This window comes from Serratia sp. CY74737 (genome assembly GCF_052166775.1).
Lineage (GTDB): Bacteria > Pseudomonadota > Gammaproteobacteria > Enterobacterales > Enterobacteriaceae > Serratia > Serratia ureilytica.
This window is the reverse complement of the sequence record NZ_JBJNOF010000003.1, coordinates 1-26,103: the sequence shown is the minus strand read 5'-3', so window position 1 is coordinate 26,103 and position 26,103 is coordinate 1. Positions and strand designations below refer to the sequence as shown.

At 59.2% G+C, this 26,103-nt stretch carries 18 protein-coding genes and 1 pseudogene; 2 read left to right on the top strand and 17 right to left on the bottom strand.

Features of this window, described 5'->3' with window-relative positions; translation table 11 throughout:
- The 4 genes from ACJ8PE_RS05890 to ACJ8PE_RS05875 form a co-directional block, all read right to left on the bottom strand.
- On the bottom strand, positions 1-1,449 hold the full coding sequence (locus ACJ8PE_RS05890) for a radical SAM protein (RefSeq protein WP_197792364.1): 1,449 nt from the start codon (positions 1,447-1,449) through the stop codon (positions 1-3).
- Positions 1,449-2,726 carry a glycosyltransferase family 2 protein gene (locus ACJ8PE_RS05885; RefSeq protein WP_197760522.1) on the bottom strand — a complete coding sequence of 426 codons (1,278 nt, stop codon included), beginning with the start codon at positions 2,724-2,726 and terminating at the stop codon, positions 1,449-1,451. The genes ACJ8PE_RS05890 and ACJ8PE_RS05885 overlap by 1 nt, the downstream gene beginning before the upstream one ends.
- A gap of 76 nt (positions 2,727-2,802) precedes the next feature.
- Positions 2,803-4,179 (bottom strand): glycosyl transferase family 2, encoded by a 1,377-nt coding sequence (locus ACJ8PE_RS05880; RefSeq protein WP_404768917.1) that lies wholly within the window; start codon positions 4,177-4,179, stop codon positions 2,803-2,805.
- Positions 4,180-4,456: 277 nt separating this feature from the next.
- Positions 4,457-6,562, bottom strand: a complete 2,106-nt coding sequence (locus ACJ8PE_RS05875; protein ID WP_197760520.1) for a putative bifunctional diguanylate cyclase/phosphodiesterase — start codon at positions 6,560-6,562, stop codon at positions 4,457-4,459.
- Between the two features lie 1,024 nt (positions 6,563-7,586).
- On the opposite strand from ACJ8PE_RS05875, the gene ACJ8PE_RS05870 reads away from it, so the two are divergent.
- Entirely contained in the window at positions 7,587-10,517 is a 2,931-nt protein-coding gene (locus ACJ8PE_RS05870) for an autotransporter domain-containing protein (RefSeq protein WP_442536727.1), read from the top strand.
- 284 nt (positions 10,518-10,801) lie between these two features.
- Here ACJ8PE_RS05870 and ACJ8PE_RS05865 read toward each other — a convergent pair whose 3' ends face one another.
- The 9 genes from ACJ8PE_RS05865 to ACJ8PE_RS05825 form a co-directional block, all read right to left on the bottom strand.
- Positions 10,802-13,237, bottom strand: a complete 2,436-nt coding sequence (locus ACJ8PE_RS05865) for a glucose/quinate/shikimate family membrane-bound PQQ-dependent dehydrogenase (protein WP_197792370.1) — start codon at positions 13,235-13,237, stop codon at positions 10,802-10,804.
- A gap of 149 nt (positions 13,238-13,386) precedes the next feature.
- Positions 13,387-15,696 (bottom strand): pyrroloquinoline quinone biosynthesis protein PqqF, encoded by a 2,310-nt coding sequence (gene pqqF, locus ACJ8PE_RS05860; RefSeq protein ID WP_442536726.1) that lies wholly within the window; start codon positions 15,694-15,696, stop codon positions 13,387-13,389.
- A 2-nt stretch (positions 15,697-15,698) separates the two neighbouring features.
- Positions 15,699-16,835, bottom strand: a complete 1,137-nt coding sequence (pqqE, locus tag ACJ8PE_RS05855) for a pyrroloquinoline quinone biosynthesis protein PqqE (protein WP_197792374.1) — start codon at positions 16,833-16,835, stop codon at positions 15,699-15,701.
- The gene (pqqD, locus tag ACJ8PE_RS05850; RefSeq protein ID WP_033643059.1) at positions 16,828-17,106 is read right to left on the bottom strand and encodes a pyrroloquinoline quinone biosynthesis peptide chaperone PqqD; all 279 of its coding nucleotides are present in this window, start codon (positions 17,104-17,106) and stop codon (positions 16,828-16,830) included. The genes pqqE and pqqD overlap by 8 nt, the downstream gene beginning before the upstream one ends.
- Positions 17,106-17,861, bottom strand: coding sequence for a pyrroloquinoline-quinone synthase PqqC (pqqC, locus tag ACJ8PE_RS05845; protein WP_089194742.1), 756 nt, complete (start codon positions 17,859-17,861; stop codon positions 17,106-17,108). The genes pqqD and pqqC overlap by 1 nt, the downstream gene beginning before the upstream one ends.
- 9 nt (positions 17,862-17,870) lie before the next feature.
- Positions 17,871-18,782 (bottom strand): pyrroloquinoline quinone biosynthesis protein PqqB, encoded by a 912-nt coding sequence (gene pqqB, locus ACJ8PE_RS05840; protein ID WP_197792376.1) that lies wholly within the window; start codon positions 18,780-18,782, stop codon positions 17,871-17,873.
- A gap of 58 nt (positions 18,783-18,840) precedes the next feature.
- Positions 18,841-18,918, bottom strand: coding sequence for a pyrroloquinoline quinone precursor peptide PqqA (gene pqqA, locus ACJ8PE_RS05835; protein WP_004937827.1), 78 nt, complete (start codon positions 18,916-18,918; stop codon positions 18,841-18,843).
- 117 nt (positions 18,919-19,035) lie between these two features.
- Positions 19,036-20,085 (bottom strand): dipeptidase, encoded by a 1,050-nt coding sequence (locus tag ACJ8PE_RS05830; RefSeq protein ID WP_197792378.1) that lies wholly within the window; start codon positions 20,083-20,085, stop codon positions 19,036-19,038.
- 81 nt (positions 20,086-20,166) lie between these two features.
- On the bottom strand, positions 20,167-20,829 hold the full coding sequence (locus tag ACJ8PE_RS05825) for an O-methyltransferase (protein ID WP_197792379.1): 663 nt from the start codon (positions 20,827-20,829) through the stop codon (positions 20,167-20,169).
- 94 nt (positions 20,830-20,923) lie between these two features.
- On the opposite strand from ACJ8PE_RS05825, the gene ACJ8PE_RS05820 reads away from it, so the two are divergent.
- Positions 20,924-21,565, top strand: coding sequence for a TetR family transcriptional regulator (locus ACJ8PE_RS05820; protein WP_197760515.1), 642 nt, complete (start codon positions 20,924-20,926; stop codon positions 21,563-21,565).
- A gap of 40 nt (positions 21,566-21,605) precedes the next feature.
- Here ACJ8PE_RS05820 and ACJ8PE_RS05815 read toward each other — a convergent pair whose 3' ends face one another.
- From ACJ8PE_RS05815 to ACJ8PE_RS05800, 4 genes and pseudogenes are all read right to left on the bottom strand, one after another.
- The gene (locus ACJ8PE_RS05815) at positions 21,606-22,511 is read right to left on the bottom strand and encodes a LysR family transcriptional regulator (protein ID WP_197792380.1); all 906 of its coding nucleotides are present in this window, start codon (positions 22,509-22,511) and stop codon (positions 21,606-21,608) included.
- 143 nt (positions 22,512-22,654) lie between these two features.
- Entirely contained in the window at positions 22,655-24,124 is a 1,470-nt protein-coding gene (locus ACJ8PE_RS05810; RefSeq protein WP_197792381.1) for a pyridoxal phosphate-dependent decarboxylase family protein, read from the bottom strand.
- An 18-nt stretch (positions 24,125-24,142) separates the two neighbouring features.
- Entirely contained in the window at positions 24,143-25,525 is a 1,383-nt protein-coding gene (locus ACJ8PE_RS05805) for a diaminobutyrate--2-oxoglutarate transaminase (RefSeq protein WP_071845182.1), read from the bottom strand.
- A 475-nt stretch (positions 25,526-26,000) separates the two neighbouring features.
- A pseudogene (locus tag ACJ8PE_RS05800) lies at positions 26,001-26,103 on the bottom strand (acyl-CoA dehydrogenase domain-containing protein); the annotation flags it as partial.

Genomic DNA, 26,103 nt, shown 5'->3' with positions numbered 1-26,103 from the left:
TCACTCCTGATTGGCGAATGCGGCGGAAAATTGGGTATTGATAATGGCTTCGACCAGCGTGACGCCGATGGGCGTGAGCGTCACGCACGGACCATCGACGGTGACCAGCGCTTTATCCACCAGGGTTTTCAACGTGCGGCGGATGACCGGGTTAGCAAACAGGCTGTTGCCGTCAAAGCGCCGTTTAAACACCCGATCGTCCACCGGCAGCAAGGTGGAGAGCGCCATTTTGAAGGCGTTCACTTCACGCTGGATCGGGGAGAAACCGCGGCTTTCCTCGATGGGCAGGCGGTCTTGGTTGAGCGCCTCCTTGTACTTCTTGTAACCGGTGATGTTGATGGCTTCGGATCGCGTCGATTTGGAGCTGCCGCCCAAACCGATCGCCACTTCCGGATACTGCTTGTCGAGATCGGTGATGAGCGATTTCCACTTTTCCGGCTGTTGATCATTGCGGTGAAAGTACATGGTGGGGTGTTCGGTATAGCCGCCATTCAGGTAGTTCTCGACCAGCTCGCGCATTTGGTACTGTTTGCCCAGCCCAGGGAAGCGCAGGTTGTTGATGCTGATCAGCCCCTTTTTCTGCCACAGGCTTTCGCGCTCGCCCGAGACGCCGGTGCGATTTTTAATAAACTCATCCATGTGCAGCTTGGTGCAGACGACGTGCGACAGATTCAGCTCGAGGGTTTTTTCCATGTCGTATTTCACGTCGTCCACGCTTTGGCCCAGCATGCCGTAAATGAGATCCACGCTGACCCAATCAATGCCGAGCGCGCGCGCATGATGAATGGTCTCCACGCACTCTTCGGCCGAGTGCATACGCCCGCAGGCGGTGATGATGTCGTCATTGAAGGATTGGGTGCCGAAACTGATTTTGCTGAAGCCGAGCTCTTTCAGCAGCGCCAGATAGGCTTTGTTCAGGGTGCCGGGCTCCCCTTCGAAGCGCAGGGTGGCGTTGGCGAAGTTAAAGTGGCTGAAGTAGAAGGCCATCATGCGGCGCAGTTCCGGCTCCGGCAGCAAGGACGGCGTGCCGCCAAAGACGTTGAATTCGCCGATTTCCACTTCGGCCAGGCTGGGCACGCGCGCCAGCCACATTTGCGCCTCCTTGATGTTGAAATCGACCAAATCGCGGAATACCGCCTGAGAGGTGGGCGCCTTGGGATTGAGGATCACCGTGGGGTACTGACAAAAATGGCAGCGATAGCGGCAGGTCGGGATATAGGCCCAGAGGTGGATTTTGCCCGCCTGGCGAATGTCGGCCTCCATATCGGCAAAAAACGCGGCCAGCGGGTAATCGACGAGATCGCCGGGGAACACGTGACAGCCGAACGGATCCTTATGGACGTACTCCAGAAAGGCCCGGTTTTCCGGTTGCGCCAGGAACGCGTTCACCCGCGGCGTGGGATAGTTTTCATCGATATCCAGCAATGAGTGCAAGGCTTCGTCGTTCATCAGAATACCCCTCCGTTGCCGAAATAGTTGTGGGCTTCGCCGGACTCGCGGTCTTCACAGAAGTAATAAACAAAGCGGGTGAAATCCTCGTCTTTGATCGTATCGAAGCAGGCCGGCAATGCGGGCGGGAAGCCGATATCGTCACCGACGGCACGCCGCATGGCGGCAAACAACGCATCGCGAAATTCGAGGTAGAGCCGATAGGCGGGGGTTTTGTAGGCATGGATCGGTTTGAAATCGATGAGGCGCATCTCGTGTTTCAGCTCGTGAATGCGACGGTAGAGGCTGTCGGCCAGCGGGCAGGAGAAGAAATCGCGCACTTCGCTGTTTTCCAACAGCAGATACGGATTGAGCAGCACCGGCAGTAAGATATTTTTTGGCGTGTAGTCCTTGACCGAGTAGTCCCAGGCCAGTTTCGCCTCCGCCGGCGTGGCGTCCGCCAGCGCGGTTTTCTGCCGCTCAACGTCCGGCCGGACGTCCTTCATGATAATGATGCCGTCCTTGCCGTAGGCGATGCCGTTAATCACCTCATCGAGAATGGTGTCCACCCGGCGGCTGTTGATCTCAACGTAAGCATGGCGAGCGTAAACCGGCTTGCCGCCGTAGGCGATGACCTTAATGCCGAAGTCCCAGTCGTCGGACAGGTGTTCGACAAAGCGGCCATGGTTGAGCTGGTAGAAGATTTCGATGCCGCCTACCGCGTCATACAGGCTGCGCTCCACCCCGAACCCTTTGCCGTCGGGGAAGCCGCCGAACAGGGAGAACGAAAATTCGCGCAGACGCAGCGTTTTTTGGATCTCGCGGAACAGGTTGGGGCGGTGCTCAAACTCTGCGGGAGGGTAGTAATAGTTGCAGGTGCCCAGGTCGCCTTGTTGCTCGATCATGGTATTCACCAGCTCGTAAAGCCAAAATGCATCCACGGTGCAATCGGCATCGGCGGAAACGATATAGTGCTTGCGTTTATTTCCCAGCCGGCTGTCGCGGGCTTTAGAACGCAGCGACGCATAGTCCATGCCGCGTTTTCTGGCCGAGGAGACACCCTGCACCGTTTCGGCGATAACATGAATGGCCATAGCCGGATGCCTTTCACTAAACGCGTTTATTTTAGCGACGGAATCATCGGTGGAGTTGTTATCAACGACAATCAGTTCGTAAGTGTCGTGGGTGATTAATTCATTCTTGGTGTGCTGATTGAACAGCGAAAGTAAAACCGCCTCAATACGGTCGCTTTCATTATAAACGGGCAGTACGACAGACACAAAAACAGTATCACGCATAGATCCTCCAAGGGCTAATGAAAGTCCACAGTTAGAAATGGCTTGTCTGAAAATGAAATGTCACGTCATTCGATGATTAGCTGATATTTAAGAACTCCATGACGTTGTTGGATAAAATCCGCTTGCCCAGCGCGTAATTCTTTTCCGCCACGCGCTTCATCTTCTCCTTGTTATTAATGAACCGGTAGACTTCCTGGATGAATTCGTCGTTCGGCGGCCCATCCTGTAACTCGGAGATCGGCATGACGGGCGCTTCAAACCCATGCCGGCCGTAGACTTCGTGATAATATTCGTAGCGAGTGGTGATATAGCAACGGCGGCAACTGATCGCTTCGCCGATAGGATTGCCATAGCTATCATAATCATACGAGGTGAGAAAAGAGACCAGGTCGCAAGAGTGATAGAGGTCCTCTATGCAAAACGCGTCGTTTTCCGAGCGCATATCGACATGAGGAAGCATGCCGACGAATTTGACATAGGGGAGAACATTCAGTTCCTGCGCCAATTTAGCGAGTTGCAGATAACATGACGGATTTTCATATTCATTGCCGGCGATCGCCAAATAGGCGCGTCGCGTGTTGTGGTCGCGGATAAATAAATCGTTAAGCCGGCTGATCAGTATAATATCGCGATCCAATCTTTTCTGAGGGATGATGCGGGTGGTTCTGGCAATGAGAAGATCATTATCGCGAATATTCATCTGCTTTCTGACATTCGTTCTTTCGTGACTGTCCGAGAAGTCATAGGTATTTTTCTTTACCTCGACATGGACATCATGATTGCACCAGGCCTCCAGCTTTTGCTTCAGATCGTGATTGAGCGTGACATAGGTAATGTATTTTGAAGGGATTGGTTTGATGGCGTGAGAATAAGGCGGCGGGCCGTATTTGAGCACCTTTTTTTCGCTGTTCCACATCAGGTCATGATCGCGCCAGATGACGAAACGCGTCAGTCGATAACGTCGGCCATAATCTTCGATCGCCAGATACAGCGCTTTGGTATAGATGATGTTTTCCGGCAGCGTGCCGTTTTCCACCACCACATGGCTGATTGCGAGCGCTTCCCATTGGGCGATGAGGCGATCCGCCAGCTGCCGCGCCGTCAACGCGATGGTATGCAACAAAGCGGCTTTTTCTTGCTCGTCAATGGGCGTTTTCTGGCCGATCAACGCCGCGTGCGCGTAGTCGAGAAAGGCGGGGTGGTAATCTGGAATCGACGTGATGTCGTCCAGGCGGACCAGCGTAAAGACATCGCGGTAGATGTCATGCTCATACTGATAGGGTTTATTAAAGTTTCCCTTATCAATCTTGATGTCGTATCCCAAATCAAGATAAGAGCGAAATCCACAGGCTTGCAGTCGTTTGGCAATCTTCATTGCTTCCACCGTGATCCCCGAGACCGAGACGGCATCGAACGAAATGAACATTGCATTCTTCTCTTGCCTTTCGTGCATCGCAGTACCTCCTGCTATTATTTGTAGTGCATTGATTTAAATTAACTATTTCTTAACAAGTCTCCGGTAACGTTCCCAATTGAGTGGAAAAAGAATCGTTTTGACGCTCTGGAATACACTCAAATCTGACAGAACGGAAGCTTAACCGTTCAAAAATGTAAAGATACGTTTATGCTTTGTGAGGGCTCTCACAAATCTTCCGGTGCGGGAGGCGTGAAACAAGCAGAGGAAAAGAGGGGGGACCAAGCCCCCCGAATGTGGGGCATGCGATGCCGATTTAACGATTCGCCATGCCGCCTTCGGTAGGCTGAAGTATCGCCTGCAGCAGCGTCGGCACCTGCTGGGATCCCACCGCCGGGCTGAACAAAAACCCCTGGCCGATATGGAAACCGGCTTCGCACAGCGTTTGGCGCTGCTGCTCGGTTTCCACGCCTTCGGCGATGATATCGATCGACAGCTTTTGACCGAGAATGCCGATGCTTTCCACGATCGCCAGGATCGCCGGTTCGGTGTTCATGCGTTGAATGAAGTCGCAGTCCAGCTTAATGCAGTCCAGCGGGTAGTCCATGATATGGCTGAACGAGGAGTGGCCAGTGCCGAAGTCGTCCAGCGCGATACGGATACCCATCTCTTTGAGCATGTGCAGCGCGCGCAGTACGTATTTCGAACCGTGCTTGTTGAACGCGTGTTCGGTCACTTCCAGTTCGATCAGGTGGTGGGGAATGTGGAACTTCAGCAGGCGTTGCAGGAAGGTTTCGGCGTAGTTGTCGCGTAAAAACTCGATCGGCGACACGTTCAGCGAAACGGGCCGCACTGCCACGCCGGCCGCGCGCCAGCGGGCGATATCGGCGAAGACTTTCAGCTGCATGGCTTCGCTGATTTTGGTCGCCAGTTCGTAGTCGTTGAAGGCCTCGCTGACCGTCGCCGGCAGCTGTATGCCGTTTTGCGGGCAATGCCAGCGCAGCAGCGCTTCGAAGCCGACGATGCTGCCATCGGCGAGGCTGACCTTCGGCTGGTAGTTGGGGCGAATGCAATTATCGCGCACGATCTGGCGCGCGTAGTTGAGCTGACTGGCGCGGGCGCGGGCTTTGTCCATCATCTTGCTGTCGAACATGTAGACGCCGCCGCGGCCGCCTTCTTTCAGTTCATACAGCGCGGTATCGGCGCACTTCATCAGCTCTGACGCATCGCGGGCATCTTTGGGATAGATGGCGCCACCGATGCTCATGCCGCAATGCAACGTCTTGCCGCCGTGGGTGATCGGCGTCTCCAGCTGCAGCAGAAACTTGTTGGCGATGCGGAAAATATCCTGCTCGTTTTCGACGTCGCTGATCACGACGGCGAACTCGTCGCCGCCGAGGCGAGAGACGAACGAATGAGTATTCATGCAGGCGCTGAGCCTTTTGCCCAGCACCCGCAGCAGATGATCGCCCGCCGCGTGGCCCAGCGTATCGTTCACCAGTTTGAAATGGTCAAGATCCAGCAGCATCAGCCCGAGCGACTTGTTGCCGTGCAGGGCACGCTTCATCTCTTGCTTCAGCTTTTTCTTGAAGAGGCGCCGGTTGGGCAGGCCGGTCAGTTCGTCATACTCGCTGGCAAACAGCAGGCGTTGCTCCATCACGCGCTGCGACGTCACATCCCGTGAGACGCACAAGATCTCGGCTACGGCGCCGTGCTCATCGCTGACGGGAGAGAGGATGTTGTCCCAATGCTGTTTTTTGCCCTGCGGCGTCACGCTCAATCCCGCGAAACGCGCATTCTTACCGGCTTTGACGCTGCGCAACGCTTTGCTGCCGCGGCGGCGAACTTCGGGCGACAACAGCCCCAGCCAGGGCATGCCAAACTCTTTTTGCGCCGGATCGAGGCCGAGCGCCAGGCTGCCGGAGCGGTTCATGTGGCGCAGCGTGCCGTCGCGATTGATCACTTTGATGCAGTCGACGCTGGCGTCCAGCATGTCTTGCTGGATAGAGAGCGCCTGAACGTTTTGCTGGCGTTGCAGCATTTGCGGATGGATGTCGGTAGCGGTGAGGTACCAGCTGGGCTCCAGCGCCTTGCCGTCCTGGCGGGCGTTAAACGCCAGCATAAACCACCGGTAGGCGCCGCTGCGCTCGCGCAGACGGGCTTCGCCGGCGAACGAGGAGAGGGCAACGATGGCCTGGCGCCATTGCGCGGCCAGGCGTTCGCGATCGTCAGGGTGCAGGGCCTCGAGCCAGTCTGCGGCGCCGTGCTCACCGGCGATTGCGCCGGTATAGTCGCGCCACTGCTTGTTGAAGTAACCGCCAAGGCGGTTGCCGAAACAGATCAGACCCGGCAAGTCGTCTACGATTTCGCTGTAGAGGTCGATCGGATTTTTGTTATTAGTCTGCTCGGGCAACAGGCTCATGCGGTATTTCCTCGGAAAATTACCCATATTCTTGCTCTATAGCAGAGCCTCTTTCAATATAGTCTTGCCAATGAAAATGGGAATAGCCAGCGGGCGCGGCTAAAAATCGGCCTGGTAGCATGAAATAGATTACGCAAGAACGCATTAGGAATACTCCTGTTATTTATAAGCCCCTCTTATATTGCATCGAAAAATAAGTGCTCCGACCAGGCGGTTTAATAACCGCAAAAAAGTAATCAAACCTGATGTTTCTTTTTGAGGAAATGTTCAGTCTTTCTGCTGCTCTTTCACTCGTCATACCGCCTCTCTTATGCATCATGACTGACAAAATCCGCATGTCGGGCGGTAAAAAGTGCCATGTTATGCCCGGCTCAGCGGTGGCCGACGCACTTGTCGCCGACGTTTGCGGTGAAAGTTATGATGCAAATCAAGAAATGTTTTGTTTCATCTGTTGACACTTTGCTTACGTATAAGATAGCCTCGCGAATGAAAATCATTAACAAAACTGGATGATTGAGCGGGATGCACTCACAGCCTGATTCTCGCGCTTCGGCCGGATGGCCGAGCCGTGCCGGTATAACGGCGCCGGGTTTATCGCCGGCAAACGTACATTCGCCACCTGTCTGCACTTCTGCGCCCTAAGCGTATGGCGTGGTGACATCTTCATGTCCGCACGCCCGAATTCTTATCACTCAGCCTGTTTTATGCGGCCCGCGTCGGGCAGGCATGCGTTATCTGTCGTTTCACGATCATAGGAGGTTTCAGCGCAGTTAAAACGTCAGTTTTCTTCTGGGTATAAATAAACATGGAGCGTAAAATGATACTTAATAAAAAATTGAAGTTAGCGTATTGCGTGTTTCTTGGTTGTTATGGCTTGTCTCTTCATTCATCTCTTGCTGCTTATCGGGAACCAGGACAATTAGGTTCGCCCGACAGTTGGAAAACCGCAGAATTTAATCGCCAATGGGGGCTTGAGGCTATTTCCGCCGAGTTCGCCTATGCCAGAGGCTATACCGGAAAAGGCGTGACGATTGGCGTTATTGATGATGCCATTCTCTCTCATCCGGAATTTGCCGGTAAACTGACGCGGCTGGATAACGGCAGCTATAATTTCTCGTATGATAAACAAGATAATATGTCATTCGGCACGCATGGCACGCATGTCGCCGGTATTGCAGCCGCCAAAAGAGACGGCTCCGGTATGCATGGCGTCGCCTACGACGCGGACATTATCGGCGCCAAGTTGAACGACTTCGGCAATCGCAACGGCCGCGAAGAACTGATCCAGAGCCCAGCCCGGGTTATCAATAACAGCTGGGGGATCCCACCGGCGGTCAGAAAGGATGCCAATGGCAACACCATTTGGCTGCCGAACGGGCGGCCTGACTATGTGGCGTGGGTGAAAACCGACGTCATCAATGAAGTGATGCGCAATAAGTCCAACCTGGAATGGGGCAGCGAGCAACCCGTGCCCACCGGCGGGCACAGCGCCATGGCGACGCTGCTGCGCGCCGCCAAGCATGGCAAGCTGATCGTTTTCTCGGCCGGCAATTACAATAACTACAATATTCCTGAGGCGCAAAAGTCACTGCCCTATGCTTTCCCTGAGGTATTAAACAATTATCTGATCGTGACCAATCTGAGTAATAACGATAAGTTAAGCGTTTCCTCAACCAGCTGCGGACATACGGCCAGTTTTTGCGTGTCAGCGCCGGGCAGCAGTATTTACAGCAGCGTAGGAGAGCTGGTTTCCAATACCGGCGGGGCGGTGAACCGCGAAGCCTATAATAAGGGCGAGCTGACGGTTAAACCCGATTACGGAAATATGTCGGGCACCTCCATGGCGGCGCCACACGTCACCGGATTTGCCGCCGTATTGATGCAGCGCTTCCCTTATATGAGCGCAGCTCAAATATCCGCGGTCATCAAAACCACTGCCACCGATTTAGGCGAGGCCGGCATTGATCATTTATTCGGTTGGGGCCGCGTCAATTTACGCGATGCGATCAACGGGCCGAAGATGTTTATCACCCAAGAGGATATTCCGCAGGAATTCTATGTGCCGGGTTCCAACAGTGAAAAACAGTTTGTGGTGAATATCCCCGGTCTTGGGAATATCGTCGAAGCCGGAACCCCGGTTGAGCGGCGTTGCACGTCGGGCGAATGCGACTTCGATTCGTGGAGCAATGACATCCGCGGCCACGGCGGGTTGACCAAAACGGGCGCCGGTACGCTGGCGCTGTTAGGCAATAATACATACAGTGGTAACACCTGGGTGAAACAGGGCGTGCTGGCGATCAACGGTTCGGTGGCGTCCAATGTCTATATCGAAAATAGCGGCACGCTGGCCGGCGACGGCACGGTGGGGGCGTTCAGAGCGGTTCGGGGCGGCAGCGTGACGCCGGGAAATGGCATAGGTACGCTGCACGTGTTGCATGACGCCGTGTTTGATCGCGGTTCGCAGTATAACGTCGAGGTCGCAGACAATGGCCGCAGCGATAAAATCGAAGCGCGGCGCGCTTTCCTCTACGGCGGCAGTGTGAACGTCAGCCTGGAGCACAGCAAAAACCTGCTGTCGCAAAATGAGGCGCAAAGCCTGCTGGGCAACAAATACACCATCCTGACGACGACGGATGGCGTGACCGGCCGCTTCGAAAATGCCAATCCTTCGTATCCGTTTGTCAACGTGACGCTGGACTATCAGGGCAATGACGTCGGCCTTGGGATCACGCGCACCGCCGCCCGTTTTGACAGCCTGGCCAGCACCGAAAACGAGAAAGCGGTCGCCCGCGCGGTGGAAACGCTCAACGCCACGGAACCGGTCACGGAAACGGCCAAACGCAGCGTCGCGGCGCCTACCGCTGAAGCGCTAACCGCCCTGCAGGGCGTTGAAGGCGAGGCGACAGCCGTTACCGAAGCGACCAGCCCCGTGGCCGGCCATCCGGTTTATGAAAGCTTCCTCGGCTTCACTTCGGCCAGAGAATTGCAGCAGGCGACCCGTCAACTGTCCGGCCAGATCCACGCGGATATGGCTTCCGCCCAGATCAACGAAAGCCGTAATCTGCGCGATACCGCCACCGAGCGCTTGCGCCAGGCTGAAGGCCGCCGCACCGCTTCCGATATCAAAGCGGATGATAATGGCGCCTGGGCGAAACTGCTGGGCAATTGGGGGCATGCTTCCGGCAACGACAACGCCACCGGTTACCAGACATCCACCTATGGCGTGCTGTTGGGTCTGGACAGCGAACTGTTTGACGACGGCCGTCTGGGCGTGATGACCGGGTATACCCGCACGTCGCTGGATGGCGGCTATCAGTCAGATGCTCACAGCGACAACTACCATCTGGGGCTGTACGGCGACAAACGTTTCGGCGCGTTGGCGCTGCGAGCGGGCGGCACCTATACCTGGCATCGCATCGACACGTCGCGCTCGGTAAACTACGGCGTGCAGGCGGATCGCGAAAAGGCCCGCTATAACGCGCGCACCGGTCAGCTGTTTATCGAAAGCGGTTACGATTGGAGCAACGACGTGGTCAATCTTGAGCCGTTCGCCAACCTGGCGTACACCCACTATCGCAACGAGGGGATCAACGAGCAAGGCGGGGCGGCGGCGCTGCGCGGCGATAAGCAAAGTCAGTCCGCCACCGCTTCGACGCTGGGCCTGCGCGCCGATACGCAATGGCAGACCGACAGCGTGGCGATCGCGCTGCGCGGCGAGCTGGGTTGGCAACATCAGTACGGCAAGCTGGAGCGTAAAACACAGCTGATGTTCAAACGCAGCGATGCGGCGTTCGACGTGAACAGCGTCCCCGTTTCCCGTGACGGGGCGGTTCTGAAGGCGGGCGTCGATGTTTGGGTTAACAAAAACGCCGTGTTGTCCCTCGGTTACGGCGGGCAATTGTCGTCCAACCATCAGGACAACAGCGTCAATGCCGGTCTGACCTGGCGCTTCTGATAGCCGTTGATCCGTTTCACGCTACTCAGCCCCCATCGCAACGATGGGGGTTTTTTATGGGGCGCGCGGAAGTGACAGGCCGGGCGGCGGTGTCTTCACAGGATAAAGGCGCGTTAGAACAGGATGTTTCTAATGAAAAGAGGAAAAGGCATGAAAATGAAACGGATGGTTAATATTCTGCTGTTCAGGCAATAAACCCAAAAAAAAGGGGACGTCATGCAACGTCTCCCTCTAAATGCCCATTGAGCGCGGTTCGCCGCTTTATTTAACCGGCGTTCCGGCGATTATTTATCCAGCGCGTAGGCGATGACGTAATCACCGCGATCCGGCGACTGACGTGCGCCGCCGGCGGAAATGACGACATACTGCTTACCGGTGGTCGGCGAGACGTAACTCATCGGCGTGCCGCCGCTGCCGACCGGCAAGCGCGCTTTCCACAGCTCTTGCCCGGTGGACGAATCAAAGGCGCGCAGATAATAATCCTGCGTACCGGCGATAAACACCAGGCCGCCTTGAGTCGCCAGCGTGCCGCCCAGCGTCGGCATGCCGACCGGCATCTGCGCGCGCATTTTGATGCCGAACGGCCCGGTATCCTGCACCGTTCCTACCGGAACCTGCCACACCACTTTGCGCGTCTGCAAATCGATGGCGGAGAGGGTGCCGAACGGCGGTTTTTGGCAAGGAATGCCCAGCGGCGACATGAAGCGATTCTTATTGACGGCATACGGCGTGCCTTTGAGCGGGACGGCGCCCATGCCGGTATTCACGGCCTCACCGCCGTTGCCGGCCGGCGCGCCTGCGTCGGCTTTCTGCGGGATCATCTGCACCCACAGGCCCAGACGCATATCGTTGGCGAAAATATAACGGTTGTTCGGGTCGGTAGAGAGACCGCCCCAGTTCATGCCGCCCAGCGAGCCGGGGAAGCTGAGGGAAACGTCGGTGTCCGGCGCGGTGAACAGGCCGTCATAACGCATCGATTTAAAGCTGATGCGGCACATCAATTGATCGAATGGCGTAGCGCCCCACATGTCGGACTCGCTGAGCTTCTGCGCGCCAATCTGCGGCATGCCGACGGAGAACGGCTGCGTGGCGGAATATTGCTCGCCCGGAATGGTGCGGGTCTTCACCGGCAGTTCCTTCACTTCGGTCAGCGGTTTGCCGGTATGGCGATCCAGCACGAAGATCTGCCCGCTTTTGGTGCCGATAACCAGCGCAGGGCGGGTGGTGCCGTCCTGCATCGGGAAATCGAGCAGGCTGGGCTGCATCGGCAGATCGAAGTCCCACAGATCGTTATGCACGGTCTGATAGACCCATTTCTCTTTGCCGGTGGTCGCGTCGAGCGCCAGCACCGAGGCGCCGTATCGGTGATCCAGCGCGTTGCGGTTGGCGCCCCACAGATCGACGGAGGAGCTGCCCATCGGCAGGAAGACTGTGTTCATCGCCGGATCGTACGACATCGGCGCCCAGGAGTTCGGGGTGCTGCGCACGAAGTGTTGATCCGGTTTCAGGGCAGCGTTCGGCTGCGGATTGCCCGGGTCAAACGCCCAGCGCATTTCGCCGGTGATCACGTTGAAGCCGCGCAACACGCCGCCGGGCATATCGGTTTGCACGTTATCGGCAACGCGTCCGCCGACCACCACGGTGGTACCGGCCAGCGTCGGCGCCGACGTCAGTTGATATTTCGGATCGGCGGCGTCGCCCAGACCGGCCTTCAGGTCCACCACGCCCTGGTTGCCGAAGTGTTGGCAGAATTCGCCGTTGTCGGCGTTAATCGCCATCAGGCGCGCGTCGATGGTGTTCATCAATATGCGCCGTTGGCAGCTGTCGCCGGCCGCCAGCGCGACGGGCGCGGCGGGGGTTGAACCCGGCACGCTCGGCGCGGGCAACGGCTTGTTGACGTCGAAGTAGGCCAGGCCGCGACAGCGGTTCCATACCTGCGACTTGGCGTTGACTTCTCGCCGCCAAATTTCTTCGCCGCTGTCGGCGTCGACGGCGATCACATTGTTATGCGGCGTGCACAGGAAAATGCGGTTGCCGATCTGCAGCGGCGTTTGCTGATCTTCCGCGCCGTTGCCATCTGGGCTGATAGGGATGTCACCCGTATGGAACGTCCAGGCGACTTTCAGCTCCCGCACGTTATCGCGGGTGATCTGATCCAGCGCGACGAAACGGCTGCCGCCCGGCGTATTGCCGTAGTTATCCCAATCCTTCTGCTGTTGCGCTTTATCAACCGGGATCAGCGGCAGCGGCTGGCCGCTGAAGGCAACGGTGGGATGCGGCTGGAACATTTGGATAAAGGCGCCGATCATGCCGACCGCCAGCAAGGCGGAGAGCAGGTAAGCCGGCTTGGCCAACGGCGCTTTGCCTTCGCGCTTGCGCAGCGCCGGCCAGGTGAGGAAGGCCAGCAGCATCAGGCCGGTCGGCACCATCAGGCGGGAAATCAACGGCCAGAAATCAAAACCGGCGTCCAACGGCGCCCAAATGACGGTGCCGATGAACACCGCCAGGAACAGCCAAACCGCTGAGGACTTGCGGCGGAAAAACTGAATGGCCGACAGCAGGATGACGAGGCCGGCAATCAGGAAGTAGGCGCTGCCGCCCAGCGTGAGCAGTTTGCCGCCGGCGACGGTGAAGAACAGGCCGGTGGCGGCCAGGATGATGCCCAACAGGCAACACCACAGCGTAAGTTTTATGCCCGAACGTGCATTGGCATCTGACATTGAATAATCTCCGATAACATACTGATTCTTAAAGGTGAAAAGGTCGTTATTGGCGACTATTGTAACATTGATGGAGGTGCGCTTGTTAAGGATATGTAACTGTTTTTATGAGGGAAAAGCCGACGTTATCGGCACAACCTCGGTTTGGCTTAGAGGAATATCCGTTTCTGCCAGTGTACGAGCTGCGCGGCAGTCAGAGAGGCAACCTGCGCCACCCGGTGGCGATTTTCCAGGGCGATTTCCCGGGCGCGCTGTAGCGGCTCGGCGCTGAGGCGCTGCACGCTTTGCCGCAGCGCCTGTTGCGCCAGCTCCAGTTCGCCGGCGCCGAGGTGCGCCAGTTCATGGCGCATCTGCAGCAAGAATTCGTCGGTTAACTGCCGCAGCTGCTCAACGGCGAACGTCGGGGATTGCAGCGCAAACAGCAGGCCTTCGGCATCGGCGCTGCGATGAAAGGCGCATTGCACCACGTAACCCACGTTACGCTCGACGCGCAACTGCTGGAAGTAACGCGGCGCGTAAAGCCGGGCCAGCACGCGCAGCGCCCAACGCCCTTCGGCTTCGTCGTTTGGCAGCGGGTAAAATTGCAGCAAGGCGTGTTCTGCGCCGCTTTCCGTCAGGGTGACGGGGTGGTGATGCAGAGGCGTCGGACGCTTAACCTCGTCGGTTATGGGAAAAGGAAAGTCATACAGCAAATGCGACAGCCGCCGTTTTAACTCGCCGTCGCCGCCGACCAGGGTGGCGTGCCAGAGTGGGTCCGTTGCCGTTGATACGCTCAACGCCGCCGGCAATTGGGCTAACAGGCGGCGAATGGCGATATCGTTTTGCGCTTTGAGCTGCGCGTGGCGCAGGTTTCTCGCCGCCTCGTTGATGACGGCCGGCGGCAGCGCCGCCAGGGCCCGATTCACGACGTTCAGGCCGTGGCAGAGCAGCGCTGCGCTGCCCGCCAGCTGTAACAACCACACGCCCTGGTGGCGCTCGAAGCTTAAATGTCCCTCCCGATGCGCTAACTCGGCCGCTCCAGGGCGCAATGCCGCCTGCAAACCACAGGCCTGTTCTTCGCTGAGAGCGCCATGCGGCGATGGGCGCAGCAGCAGCACCGGCTGCGCTTCGTCGGGGTGCAGATGCCGCAGCGGCGCCTGGCCGGCCGGCAGGGGCGGGATCGGCAGCGCCGCCGAGGTGGAGAAAAAGCGGAAAGGATCTATTGTGGGCGTCGGCACGGTGCGGACGAAGGGCGCGAGCGCCAACGGCAGCCCTTGAATTTCACGCGTTTCACCGCCTCCCTCGGGCAGCACGGCCAGACGGCGATGCGGCGCGCTAATCAGCGCCGAAATATGCCGTGGCCAATCGTCGTTCGGCTCCACCGGCGGCAGCCCAAATGCTCTGGCGCGCAACTGATCGAGCGGCGCCAAACGGTGGAAATCGCGGTTTGCCAGTTGCCCGAAATGCGCAAGCTGAGCCGGTGTCAGCGCGATCAGCGCCTGCAACCAGGCCAGCAAGGCGCTTTCGATGTGGGCGGCTTCAGACGCCGAGCCGTGATTGACGGTAAAAATAAAACTCAGCAGGGCGCTGTTTTCAGCGCAGCGGGCGTAATCCAGCCTAACGGCGTCGGCCCACGCGTGAGCGCGCAGCCGTGCCAGCAGCCCGCCAGGGGCTTCGTCCAGCAATAAACGCTCCAGCCGCCGCAGCCAGCCGCGTGAACGGGAGTGCGGCAGGGCAAACACCAACCGCAGCTGCGGCGCGCCGGGCAGAGACAGCGTGTAATCTTGCCCGGCGGCCAGCGGCGGCAATGCCTCGGGCGGCGCGACGCTGCCCGGCGGCAAGGCGCCGCCGTAGCGCTGCGCCAGCGCATGCAACTGCTCGAGCGATTGCGGGCCTTGCAGCCACAGCGTGATGTTCGGCGCGCGGTAATAGTGGTGGTGAAACTGCCGCAGCACCCGCTGCAACGCGGGAATATCGCTGCCGAAAGCGGCGCGGCTGCCGATATGAAAGCGGTGCAACGCGTCAATGCCGCTGAACATCTGCCGCTGCGCCGCTTCGCAGCGGGTTTCACCGTCGGCGCGCAGCAGGCGATATTCGGCGTCGATGACCTCGATCTCCTGGGCGATTGCCTCAGCCGCCAGCTGTGGGATGGCGAGCATATCGATCAGCCTGGCCAACCCCTCCGCCAGCTGTTCGGCGCCCACCTCAAAGAAAAACGCGGTTTGCGTGGCCTGGGTCGTGGCGTTTAACCGGCCGCCGACCGCCGGCGTCCAGCCCATCAGCCCATCCTGCGCGCTAAAGTTCACGCTGCCGCGAAACAGCATATGCTCCAGCAGATGCGCCAGGCCCGGCCAGGCGGCAGGCGCTTGAAAGCTGCCCGCCTCGATGCGCACCAGCGCGGCGGCGGCCTCGGCGTCAGGGGTGCTAATCGCCCTGACGGCCAAACCGTTATCGAGCTGCCACGAGGCGGCGAGTGTCATCGTCAGCCCTTGAAGATCAATCGGGAGTTGGTCTGATTGCGAAAACGCAGCTGATCGATGCCGATCTGCGAGCTATTCGCCGCTTCACGCGCCGCCAGAATGGTGCCATGGTGCGGCGACTTGCCGCACACCGGATCGGCGTTGTCGGCGTCGCCGGTCAGCATGAACGCCTGGCAGCGGCAGCCGCCGTAGTCTTTCTCTTTCTCCGAACAGGAACGGCAGGGCTCAGGCATCCAGTCATAGCCGCGATAGCGGTTAAAGCCGAAGGAGTGATACCAGATATGCTGCAGATCGTGCTCCAGCACCGACGGAAAGGCGATCGGTAACTGACGGGCGCTGTGACAGGGTAACGCCATGCCTTCCGGCGTCACGCTCATGAAAATAGCCCCCCAACCGCCCATGCAGCCTTTGGGGCGTTCCTCATAGTAATCCGGCGTGACGAACAGCAGGTTGGCCAGCTTGCCGTCGGCAGCCATGCGTTCGCGATAGCGTTTCACCACGGCTTCCGCCTCGGCGATCTGTTCGCGGGTCGGCAGCAGGCCTTCACGGTTCAGGTGCGCCCAGCCGTAGAACTGGCAGGTCGCCAGCTCGACGTCGTCGGCATCCAGCTGGATCGCCAGTTCGATGATGCGGTCGATCTGGCCGATATTATGGCGATGCAAGACGAAGTTAAGCACCATCGGATAGCCGAGCGCCTTGACCGCCTTGGCCATCGCCAGCTTCTGCTGAAACGCCTTGGCGGAGCCCGCCAGTGCAGCGTTCAGCGTTTCATCGCTGGCCTGAAAACTGATCTGAATATGATCCAGCCCGGCGTCGGCGAAGGTCTGCAGCTTTTTCTCGGTCAGGCCGATGCCGGAGGTGATCAGGTTGGTGTAAAACCCGAGATCGCGCGCGGCGGCGATCAGCTCGGGCAGGTCTTTACGCACCAACGGCTCGCCGCCGGAGAAACCGAGCTGTACGCTGCCCATCGCCCGCGCCTGGCGAAACACCGCGATCCATTGCTCGGTCGTCAGCTCTTTTTCCTGCGCGGCAAAGTCGAGCGGGTTGGAGCAATAGGGGCACTGCAGCGGGCAGCGATAGGTCAGCTCCGCCAGCAGCCAGAGCGGCGGATTTACCGCCGGCGCGCGTGGCTCAGTCACGGAAGGTCACCCATTTTTGTTCGTAGGCGCGCTGGAAAAACGCCAGCACGTCGTCCGCCAGCCCCTCGGCGCCGGGGAAGCGGGCGTTCAGCTGCGCGATGATGCCGTTCAGCGTGGTGTTGCCGTCAACCAGCTGCAGGATGGCGGCGGCGCTGTCGTTCAGTTTGGCCATGCCTTCCGGGTAGAGGATCACGTGGCTGTTTTGCACCTGCTCCCATTGCAGGCGGTAGCCGCGGCGGAAGACGGGGGTGTGTTCAGGATTCAGTGTCATTACACCAGCCTCTGATTGTGCCAGACCCGCGCGGCGGTCACGCTGTGGTAAGGCGGGCGGTTCAGGGTATAGGCCATGCTCATGGCGTCCAGCATGCTCCACAAAATATCCAGCTTGAACTGCAGGATTTCCAGCATGCGCTGCTGTTTTTCAACGGTATCGCAATAGTCCAGCGCCAGCGCCAGTCCGTGCTCCACGTCGCGGTTGGCCTGGCCGAGGCGACTGCGGAAATAGTCGTAGCCGGCGGCGTCGATCCACGGGTAGTGCTGCGGCCAGCTGTCGAGGCGCGACTGGTGGATCTGCGGCGCGAACAGCTCGGTCAGCGAGCTGCAGGCCGCTTCCTGCCAACAGGCGCGGCGCGCGAAGTTGACGTAGGCATCCACCGCGAAACGCACGCCGGGCAGCACCAGCTGCTCGGATAGCAGGGCGTCGCGCTGCAGCCCAACCGCCTCGCCCAGGCGCAGCCAGGCCTCGATGCCGCCTTCGCTGCCGCCGTAACCGTCGTGATCCAGAATGCGCTGCACCCATTTGCGACGGGTTTCCGGCTGCGGGCAGTTGGCCATGATCGCCGCATCCTTGATCGGAATGCTGGTCTGATAGTAGAAACGGTTGGCCACCCAGCCCTGGATCTGCTCACGGGTCGCTTCGCCGTTGTGCATCGCGATGTGATACGGGTGATGGATATGATAATAAGCGCCTTTGGCGCGCAGCGCCGCTTCAAATGCCTGCGGAGTCAGGGGGAGTGGTTGCGTCATGGCGATTCCCTACAGTTCGATATTCATGCCGTCCCAGCTCACTTCGATGCCGGCGGCGCTCAGGCTCTGCCGTTCCGCGGAGTCTTCATTGAGGATCGGGTTGGTATTGTTAATGTGGATCAAGATCTTGCGTTTGGCGGGCAAGGTGCTGAGCAGGGCAGCCAGCCCGTGCTCTTCCGCCAGCGCCAGGTGCCCCATGTCTTTGCCGGTATTGCGCCCCACGCCGGCGTTGGCCAGCTCGTTGTCGCGCCAGAGCGTGCCGTCGATCAGCAGACAATCCGCCCGGCGCAGCCAGGGCATCAAAGCCTCGTCCGGCTCACCCAGGCCCGGCGCGTACAGCAGACCGACCCCGCGCGCGGTATCTTCGATAAACAGCGCCACGTTGTGGCCCGGCAGCGGGCGATCGCGGTACGGCGAATAGGGCGGCGCGTTGCTGAGCAGCGGAATGGCGGTGAAGCGCACGTTTGGGCAGACCGCCGTGTGGAACGGCTCGCCGGGCGTCACCGGGTGATGGATCAACCCGCCGTTCCAGTGAGAGAGCATGGGAAACACCGGGAAACCGGTGCTGAGATCGTCGTGCACTTCGGGGGTGCACCAGACCTGATGCGGGCAGCCCTCACGCAAATTGAGCAAGCCCGCGCTGTGATCGATCTGGCTGTCGGTCAGCACGATCGCGCCGATGCCGGTGCCGCGCAGCACGTCGGGATTGTTCAATTCGGGCGAGGCCAGCAGCTGATGGCAAATGTCCGGGGAAACGTTGCACAGCACCCAGTTTTTACCGTCGTCGCTGACGGCGATGGAAGACTGCGTGCGGCGCGTGGCGTTGATGCTGTAGCTGCGAACGCCCCGGCAGTTGTCGCAGTTGCAATTCCACTGGGGAAAGCCGCCGCCCGCTGCCGAGCCGAGAACTTTTATCTGCATGTCTGAACCAGAAAAAGAAGGAAAGAAATGCCCGCGCGAAAGGCGGGCAGACAGGCGATTAACGGTTGGAAATGTACAGTGTCACTTCCAGCCCCAGACGCAGGTCAACAAACTCAGGTTTGGTCCAGGTAGTCATAGCGGTGCTCCTTTGCATGCATCGTGATAGTTCGAAGCCAATGAGAAAAATTCGCATTCGGCTGGCTCAATGTTGACGAAATGTGACGGAGATCGCAACCGTTAAAGCGTAACCGGGTTATTCACCCCAGGTGGCGGAGAGCACGTTCAGCCAGTTGCGCCAGGTCAGCTTCTCCAGCAGCCGGTCGTCAAACCCCGCCTGCTTGAGCGCTTGCGTCAGGCGCGGCAGGCCTGCGGCGTCCTCCAACGGTTGCGGTACGTTAACCCCGTCAAAATCTGAGCCAAATCCCACGCGATCTTCACCAAGTTTAGCGATCAAATACTCAACGTGTTTAACAATTTCTGTTAAGCCTGTCGTTGCACTGTCACGTTTTCCGTCAGCCCGCAGGAAGGCGGTGCCGAAATTGACGCCGACCATACCGTCGCTCTGGGCGATAGCGTCCAGCTGCGTATCGGTCAGGTTGCGCGGCTGCGGGCAGAGGGCGTGGGCATTGGAGTGGGTGGCGACCAGCGGTGCGGTGCTCAACGCGGCGGTTTGCCAGAAGGTTTTCTCGTTCATGTGCGAGACGTCAATCATGATGCGGCGCTGGTTGCAGGCGCGGATCAGCGCTTCACCGGCCGGCGTCAGGCCGGGGCCGGTATCGGGTGAGCCGGGGAATGGCCCGCTGACGCCGGTGCCGAAGGCGTTCGGCAGATTCCAGAACGGCCCGATGCTGCGCACGCCCAGCCGATAGAAGGCCGCCAGCTGCGTCAGCGCCGCGTCGATCATGCCGGCGCCTTCGATATGCAGCACCGCGGCGATTTGCCCGTCGAGGCGGCACTGTTCTATCTCGGTAGCCGTGCGGCAGAGGCGCAACTGCCCCTGAGAGGCGCGTTCCAACTGGTGCAGGATGGCTATCTGCCGTTCGGCTATCGCCAGCGGATCGAACGCGGCCTGCGCGTCCTCCAGCGTTTGATTACGCATCTGGGCGATATAGCTGACCGGAGGAATAAACACCGCGAACAGCCCGCCGCAGAATCCGCCGCGCCGCATACGTGGAAAGTCGAGGTGGCCCGGCGTGACGTGCGAATAAAAGGCGCTGACCGGATCGTCATCGTGCTGCAGCCACAGGTTGAGCAGCAGGTCGTTATGGCCGTCGAACACCGGCCAAAGAGGGGGAAGCGTCATGGGCGTTTCACTGTGTCAGGCATCATGCACGCTATGTTGTACGATCGCGCGAGGGGGAACAACCCCCGCGCGATGAGGGAGTTAAAGGCGTATCGACAGCTCGACGTCATCCGCGAACGGCGTGGAGAGATAACCCGACGCCGGAGAACGCACGCGCGTCAGATAATCCGGGCTGTAATCGGCGTTGTCGGCGACGATCAGCGCGCCGGGGCGCAGACGATTTTCCAGCAGCGCGAGGATATCGGGGTAAAGCCCCTTGGCGCCGTCCAGCAACAGCAGGTCGACAGTGGCCGGCAGATCGTCGCGCAGCGTTTCCAGGGCATCGCCCACGCGGATCTCCACCAGATCGACGACGCCGCCTTTGGTCAGGTTGTGGCGCGCCTGCGCCGCTTTGCTCGGTTCAAATTCGCAGGTGATCAACCGGCCGCCGCCGTTGTCGCGCAGCGCGGCGGCCAGGTGCAGCGTTGAAATACCGAACGACGTGCCGAATTCGACGATGTTTTGCGCCCGACAACCGCGCGCCAGCATGTACAGCAATGCGCCGGTTTCCGGCGACACCGCCAGGGGGAAATCCTTCAGGCGATGGTAGAGTTCACGATAGTCGGTTTTACTCTGCATCAGTCGATTTTGCTCTTCGTCAGGCACGTCGCGGAACAGGGAGGCGAGCGCCGGTGAACGGCCGGCGGCCTGCTGGAACAGGGTGCTTAGCAGCGGCGCCAACGGCGCGGTGGTCAGGGTACTCATGGCAAAACTCCCGTAGAAAAAGTGAGCGCGAAAGCGCGTGCCGCTATAATATGACGAACTATTCGCATTTCTCTATTCGCATTGGCCGCCCGCTATGATTGAACGCCGCAGTAAGCAAATTTCCTCGAGAAAACAACCGCAACAGGCGCGATCCGCCGAATTGGTCTCCGCCATTTTGACCGCCGCTATTCAGGTTTTGGCGCAGGAGGGCGCCGCGCGTTTCACTACCGCCAGAGTGGCTGAACGCGCCGGCGTCAGTATCGGTTCGCTTTATCAGTATTTTCCCAACAAAGCGGCGATCCTGTTCCGTTTGCAAAGCGACGAATGGCGGCAGACCACCGCCATGCTGAGCGGCATTCTGGCCGATCGAGAGACTGCGCCGTTCGAGCGTTTGCGGTTGCTGGTGCAGACATTTATCCGTTCGGAATGTGAAGAGGCGCAGATGCGCGTGGCGCTGAACGATGCGGCGCCGTTGTACCGCGATGCGCCAGAGGCGCAGGCGGCGAAGGCCACCGGCAAAGACATCGTGCAGGTGTTTATGGGCGAAGCGTTGCCCGATGCGGCGGAAGGCGTCCGTACGTTGGCAGGCGAGCTGATCGTCGGCACGCTGGGGGCGGCGGGCAAGCAATTCTCCGAAACGCCGCGCAGCGATGCGGAGATTGTGGCTTATGCCGACGCGATGGCGGACATGTTTTGCGCCTATCTGGCCGATTTAAACGGGCGAGCGGCGCCGTAAGGGAATGTTTAGTGACATTGTCACTTGATGAGCACGGTGCCTACGCCCGTTGGCGGCAGACGGCCAACACCAACTGCCGCAGCCAGCGGTGCTCCGCTTCAGCGTCCAGGCGCGGGTGCCACATTTGCGAGACGGTAATGGGCGGCGTTTTCACCGGCAGCTCGAACATGCGCAGCGGGCCGTCGTCCGGATGAGCATGCACAAAGGAGGCGGGCAACAGCGCCAGCAGGTCTGAGGCTTGCGCTACCGCCAGCGCGGCCGGAAAGCTCGGCACCACGGCGGCAATCTGGCGCATCAGCCCCAGCTCCGCCAACGCGGCGTCTACCGGCCCGAGAATGCGCCCGCTGCGCGAGGCCACCACGTGGCCGCAGGCGGCGTACTCGGCGGCGCCTATCCTGGGCCGCTGCGCCAGTGGATGCGCGCTTCTCATCACGCCGACGAAGCGGTCGCGAAACAGCGCCTGCAGGCGGATTTCCGGCCCCATTTCGCCCAGCACGCCAATCTCCAGATCGACCAGGCCCTCACGCAGGGGGCGGTCGCTTTTCTCGGGCTTGGGCGCAAAGCGCAGCCGCGCCCGTGGCGCCTGTTGCGCAGCGGCGGCGATCAGCGCCGGGCCGAAGGCCTCGACGAAGCCGTCGTTGGCGCGCAGCGTAAAGGTCCGGTCGAGCGTGGCGGGATCCAGCGCGTTCGGCGTTGGACGCAGCAGCGCCCGAGCTTCGAATGCCGCGTTTCGCACCCGTTCGCGCAGCGTTTCGGCATAAGGCGTCAGCACCATATGACGCCCGGCGCGCACCAACAGCGGATCGCCGGTGGCCGTGCGCAGTCGGCTGAGGGTGCGGCTCATCGCCGAGGCGCTTAAACCGAGACGTCGCGCCGCGCCAGCTACGCTGCCCGTCGACAGCAGCGCGTCGAGCGCGGTCAGCAGGTTGAAATCAGGGTCGGTCATGCATTTATCCTGTGGCGCCGGAAATAAGAGAAGGCGTTTACTGCAGTATATCAGCGTAAGCGCTGCGTCACTTGCGCTCTGATGGGCAATAAAAAAGCCGATAACCTGGGGGGTATCGGCTTTTAATGCGCAGTGGCGGAGGGTTACACCGGCAGCTGCTGCGCGGTTTTCTCGACCAGCGCCAGCAGCAGCTTGATGTCTTCCAGCGTCACGATCGGGTTAAGCAGCGTCATCTTCAGGCAGGTCACGCCATCGAACTCGGTCACGCCGACGTTGGCGCGGCCCGACTCCAGCAAGGCGTCACCGATGCGCTGGTTGAACAGCGCGACGGCCGCGTCGCCTTTTGCCGCCAGCGGCGCCGGAAGGTAGCGGAACAGCACGCTGGCCAGCTGCGGCTGCATCACCAGTTCCAGCGATTCCTGGTCGGCGATGTAACGCGCCACCTGTTGCGCCAGCGAGACGCCATGATCGATGATCTCGGCATACTGCTTCTGCCCCAGCGCTTCCAGCCCCATCCACAGCTTCAACGCATCGAAGCGGCGGGTGGTCTGCAGCGATTTGGAGACCAGGTTCGGCACGCCTTGCGCTTCGTCAAATTCGGAGTTCAGGTAGGCCGCCTGATAGCGCATCAGCTCGTAGTGGCGCTCGTCTTTCAACAGGAAGGCGCCGCAGCTGATGGTCTGGAAGAACTGCTTATGGAAGTCCAGGGTGATGGAGTCCACCAGCTCCAGGCCGTCCAGGTAGTCGCGGTACTGCTCGGAGAGCAGCAGCGCGCCGCCCCAGGCCGCATCCACGTGCACCCAAATTTTCTGCTCCGCCGCCAGCCGCGCGATATCGCGCAGCGGGTCAATGGCACCGGCATCGGTGGTGCCGGCGGTGGCGACGATCGCCATCACCTGCTCGCCGTTAGCCTTGGCCTGCGCCAGTTTTTGCGCCAGATCGTTCACGTCCATGCGGGCGAAGCGATCGGTTTTCACCAGCGTGACGGACTGGTAGCCAAGGCCCATCAGCGCCATGTTCTTCTGCACCGAGAAGTGGGCGTTTTCAGAACAGAACACTTTCAGCTTGCGCAGATCGCCCACCAGACCGTCCTGCTGCACGGAGTGGCCCTGACGCGCGAAGAATGCATCGCGCGCCAGCATCAGCCCCATCAGGTTGCTCTGGGTGCCGCCGCTGGTGAACACCCCGGCGTCGCCGGGCTGGTAACCGACCTGGGCGCGCAGCCACTCGATCAGCTTCATTTCGATCAGCGTGGCCGACGGGCTCTGATCCCAGGAGTCCATGCTCTGGTTGGTGGCGTTGATCAGCACTTCAGCGGCCTGGCTAATCACCAGGCTCGGGCAGTGCAGGTGCGCCACGCACTGCGGGTGGTGCACCGACAGGCTGTCTTTCAAAAAGTACTCGATGGCGCGCTCGATCGCCGCCTGGTTGCCCAGGCCTTGCGGGGTAAAGTCGAGCTGGATGCGTTCGCGCAGTTCGGCAACGCTTTTGCCCTGATACATCTCGGGCTGTTGCAGCCACTGCACGACGGCTTCACTGCTCTGTGCGATCGCCTGGCGGTAAGCCTCGGCGCTGTGCGCCGAGGAAGCCAGAATCGGGTTTAACTTGGACATCGCGGTCATTCGCTCCAATCAGACTGGCTTGACGCCGGCGGCCAACAGCGCCTGCTCAAATTTATCCAGGAAAATACCCAGCTCATCATTGGTGATCAGCAGGGAAGGCAACAGACGGAGCACGCAGCCGTTGCGCCCGCCGCGCTCCAGGATCAAGCCGGATTCGAAGCATTTTTTCTGCAGCAGCGCGGACAGCTCGCCATCGGCCGGGTAGCAGCCCATGTGATCCTGCGCTTCGTTCGGCTTGACGATCTCGATGCCGATCATCAGGCCCAGACCGCGGACGTGGCCGATCACCGGATAACGTTTCTGCAGCTCGGCCAGCTTGCCTTTGAGCCATTCGCCCTGAGCGGCCACTTTGTCGGCGACCTTATGCTCCTTCAGGTACTGCAGAGTGGTCAGGCCGGTGGCCATCGCCAGCTGGTTGCCGCGGAAGGTGCCGGTGTGGTGGCCCGGTTCCCAGGCGTCGAACTCTTTTTTGATGCCCAGCACCGCGAGCGGCAAGCCGCCGCCGACCGCTTTCGACATCACGATGATGTCCGGCTCGATGCCGGCGTGTTCGAAGGCGAACAGCTTGCCCGTACGGGCGAAACCGGCCTGAACTTCGTCGATGATCAGCAGAATGCCGTGTTCCTGCGTCACTTTGCGAATGCGCTGCAGCCACTCGGCCGGGGCCGGGTTAACCCCGCCTTCGCCCTGAACGGCTTCCAGGATCACCGCCGCCGGTTTACGCACGCCGCTTTCCACGTCGTTAATCAGATTATCGAAGTAGTAGGTCAGCGCCTTGACGCCGGCTTCGCCGCCGATGCCCAGCGGGCAGCGGTATTCATGCGGGTAAGGCATGAATTGCACTTCCGGCATCATGCCGTTGATGGCCGCTTTCGGCGACAGGTTGCCGGTGACCGACAGCGCGCCGTGGGTCATGCCGTGGTAGCCGCCGGAGAAGCTGATCACGCCGGAACGGCCAGTGTGTTTTTTCGCCAGCTTCAGCGCGGCTTCCACCGCATCGGCGCCGGACGGGCCGCAGAACTGCAGGCAGTACCCTTTGCCTTCGCCCGGCAACAGAGAGAGCAGGTAGTCGGAGAAACGATCTTTCAACGGGGTCGTGAGATCGAGAGTATGTAACGGCAAGCCGCTGGTAATGACATTTTGGATGCTTTGCAGGACGTCGGGGTGATTATGTCCAAGAGCCAACGTTCCCGCCCCGGCCAGGCAATCAAGATATTGATTATTCTCAACATCAGTGATCCAAACGCCCTGGGCTTTCGCAATTGCCAACGGCAATTTGCGCGGATAACTCCTAACATTCGACTCAAATTCGGCTTGACGCGCCAAATAGGTTTCATTGTTTCCGTTTAATGAGTTTGCAACTAAAGTATCAATACGGACTTTATCCGTCATCATATCTCTCCTACAACCGAAGGTCTCAAGACGCAACGATTGAATTAATGAATTAGAAAAGTAACTGCCTTGTGAAAAGCGCGACCAATATATGGCTTTTTCGCCTGGGACTCAATAGCCGATTTTGTTTTGAATTGTTTAGTTTTTTCTTAGGCTCATCAATATGTTGTTGATTTGTTGACCGTTGGTTTTGCCGGCAAAAAACAACATTTCTTTAACATTGCGTAAAAATCCTTTTCTGCTTTCCTTTGGCTGCTTCTTTAATGCATTTATTATTAAGGTGAATTTCCGATTAATAACATAAATAGAAAATAGCGGCTTATTTTCATCTATTCACCACCTTAAGTCCTATAGCGGTTATATACACAAAATTTGTGATGAATATAAGCAGTCGAGCGTTAAAAGCGCAGTATCCAGGGTGGTGATTTCTTGCAGATTTTACGTAGCGCGATCAAAACAGCGGGATTTTTGTGCGGCGCTGCAGGCTGTCTTGCACGCCCCAATGCACCAGCGGCAGATCTTCTTTCTGACGGCCTTCGTCGTCAAAGCGTTTCAGCACGGCGGAAGCCAGGTACATC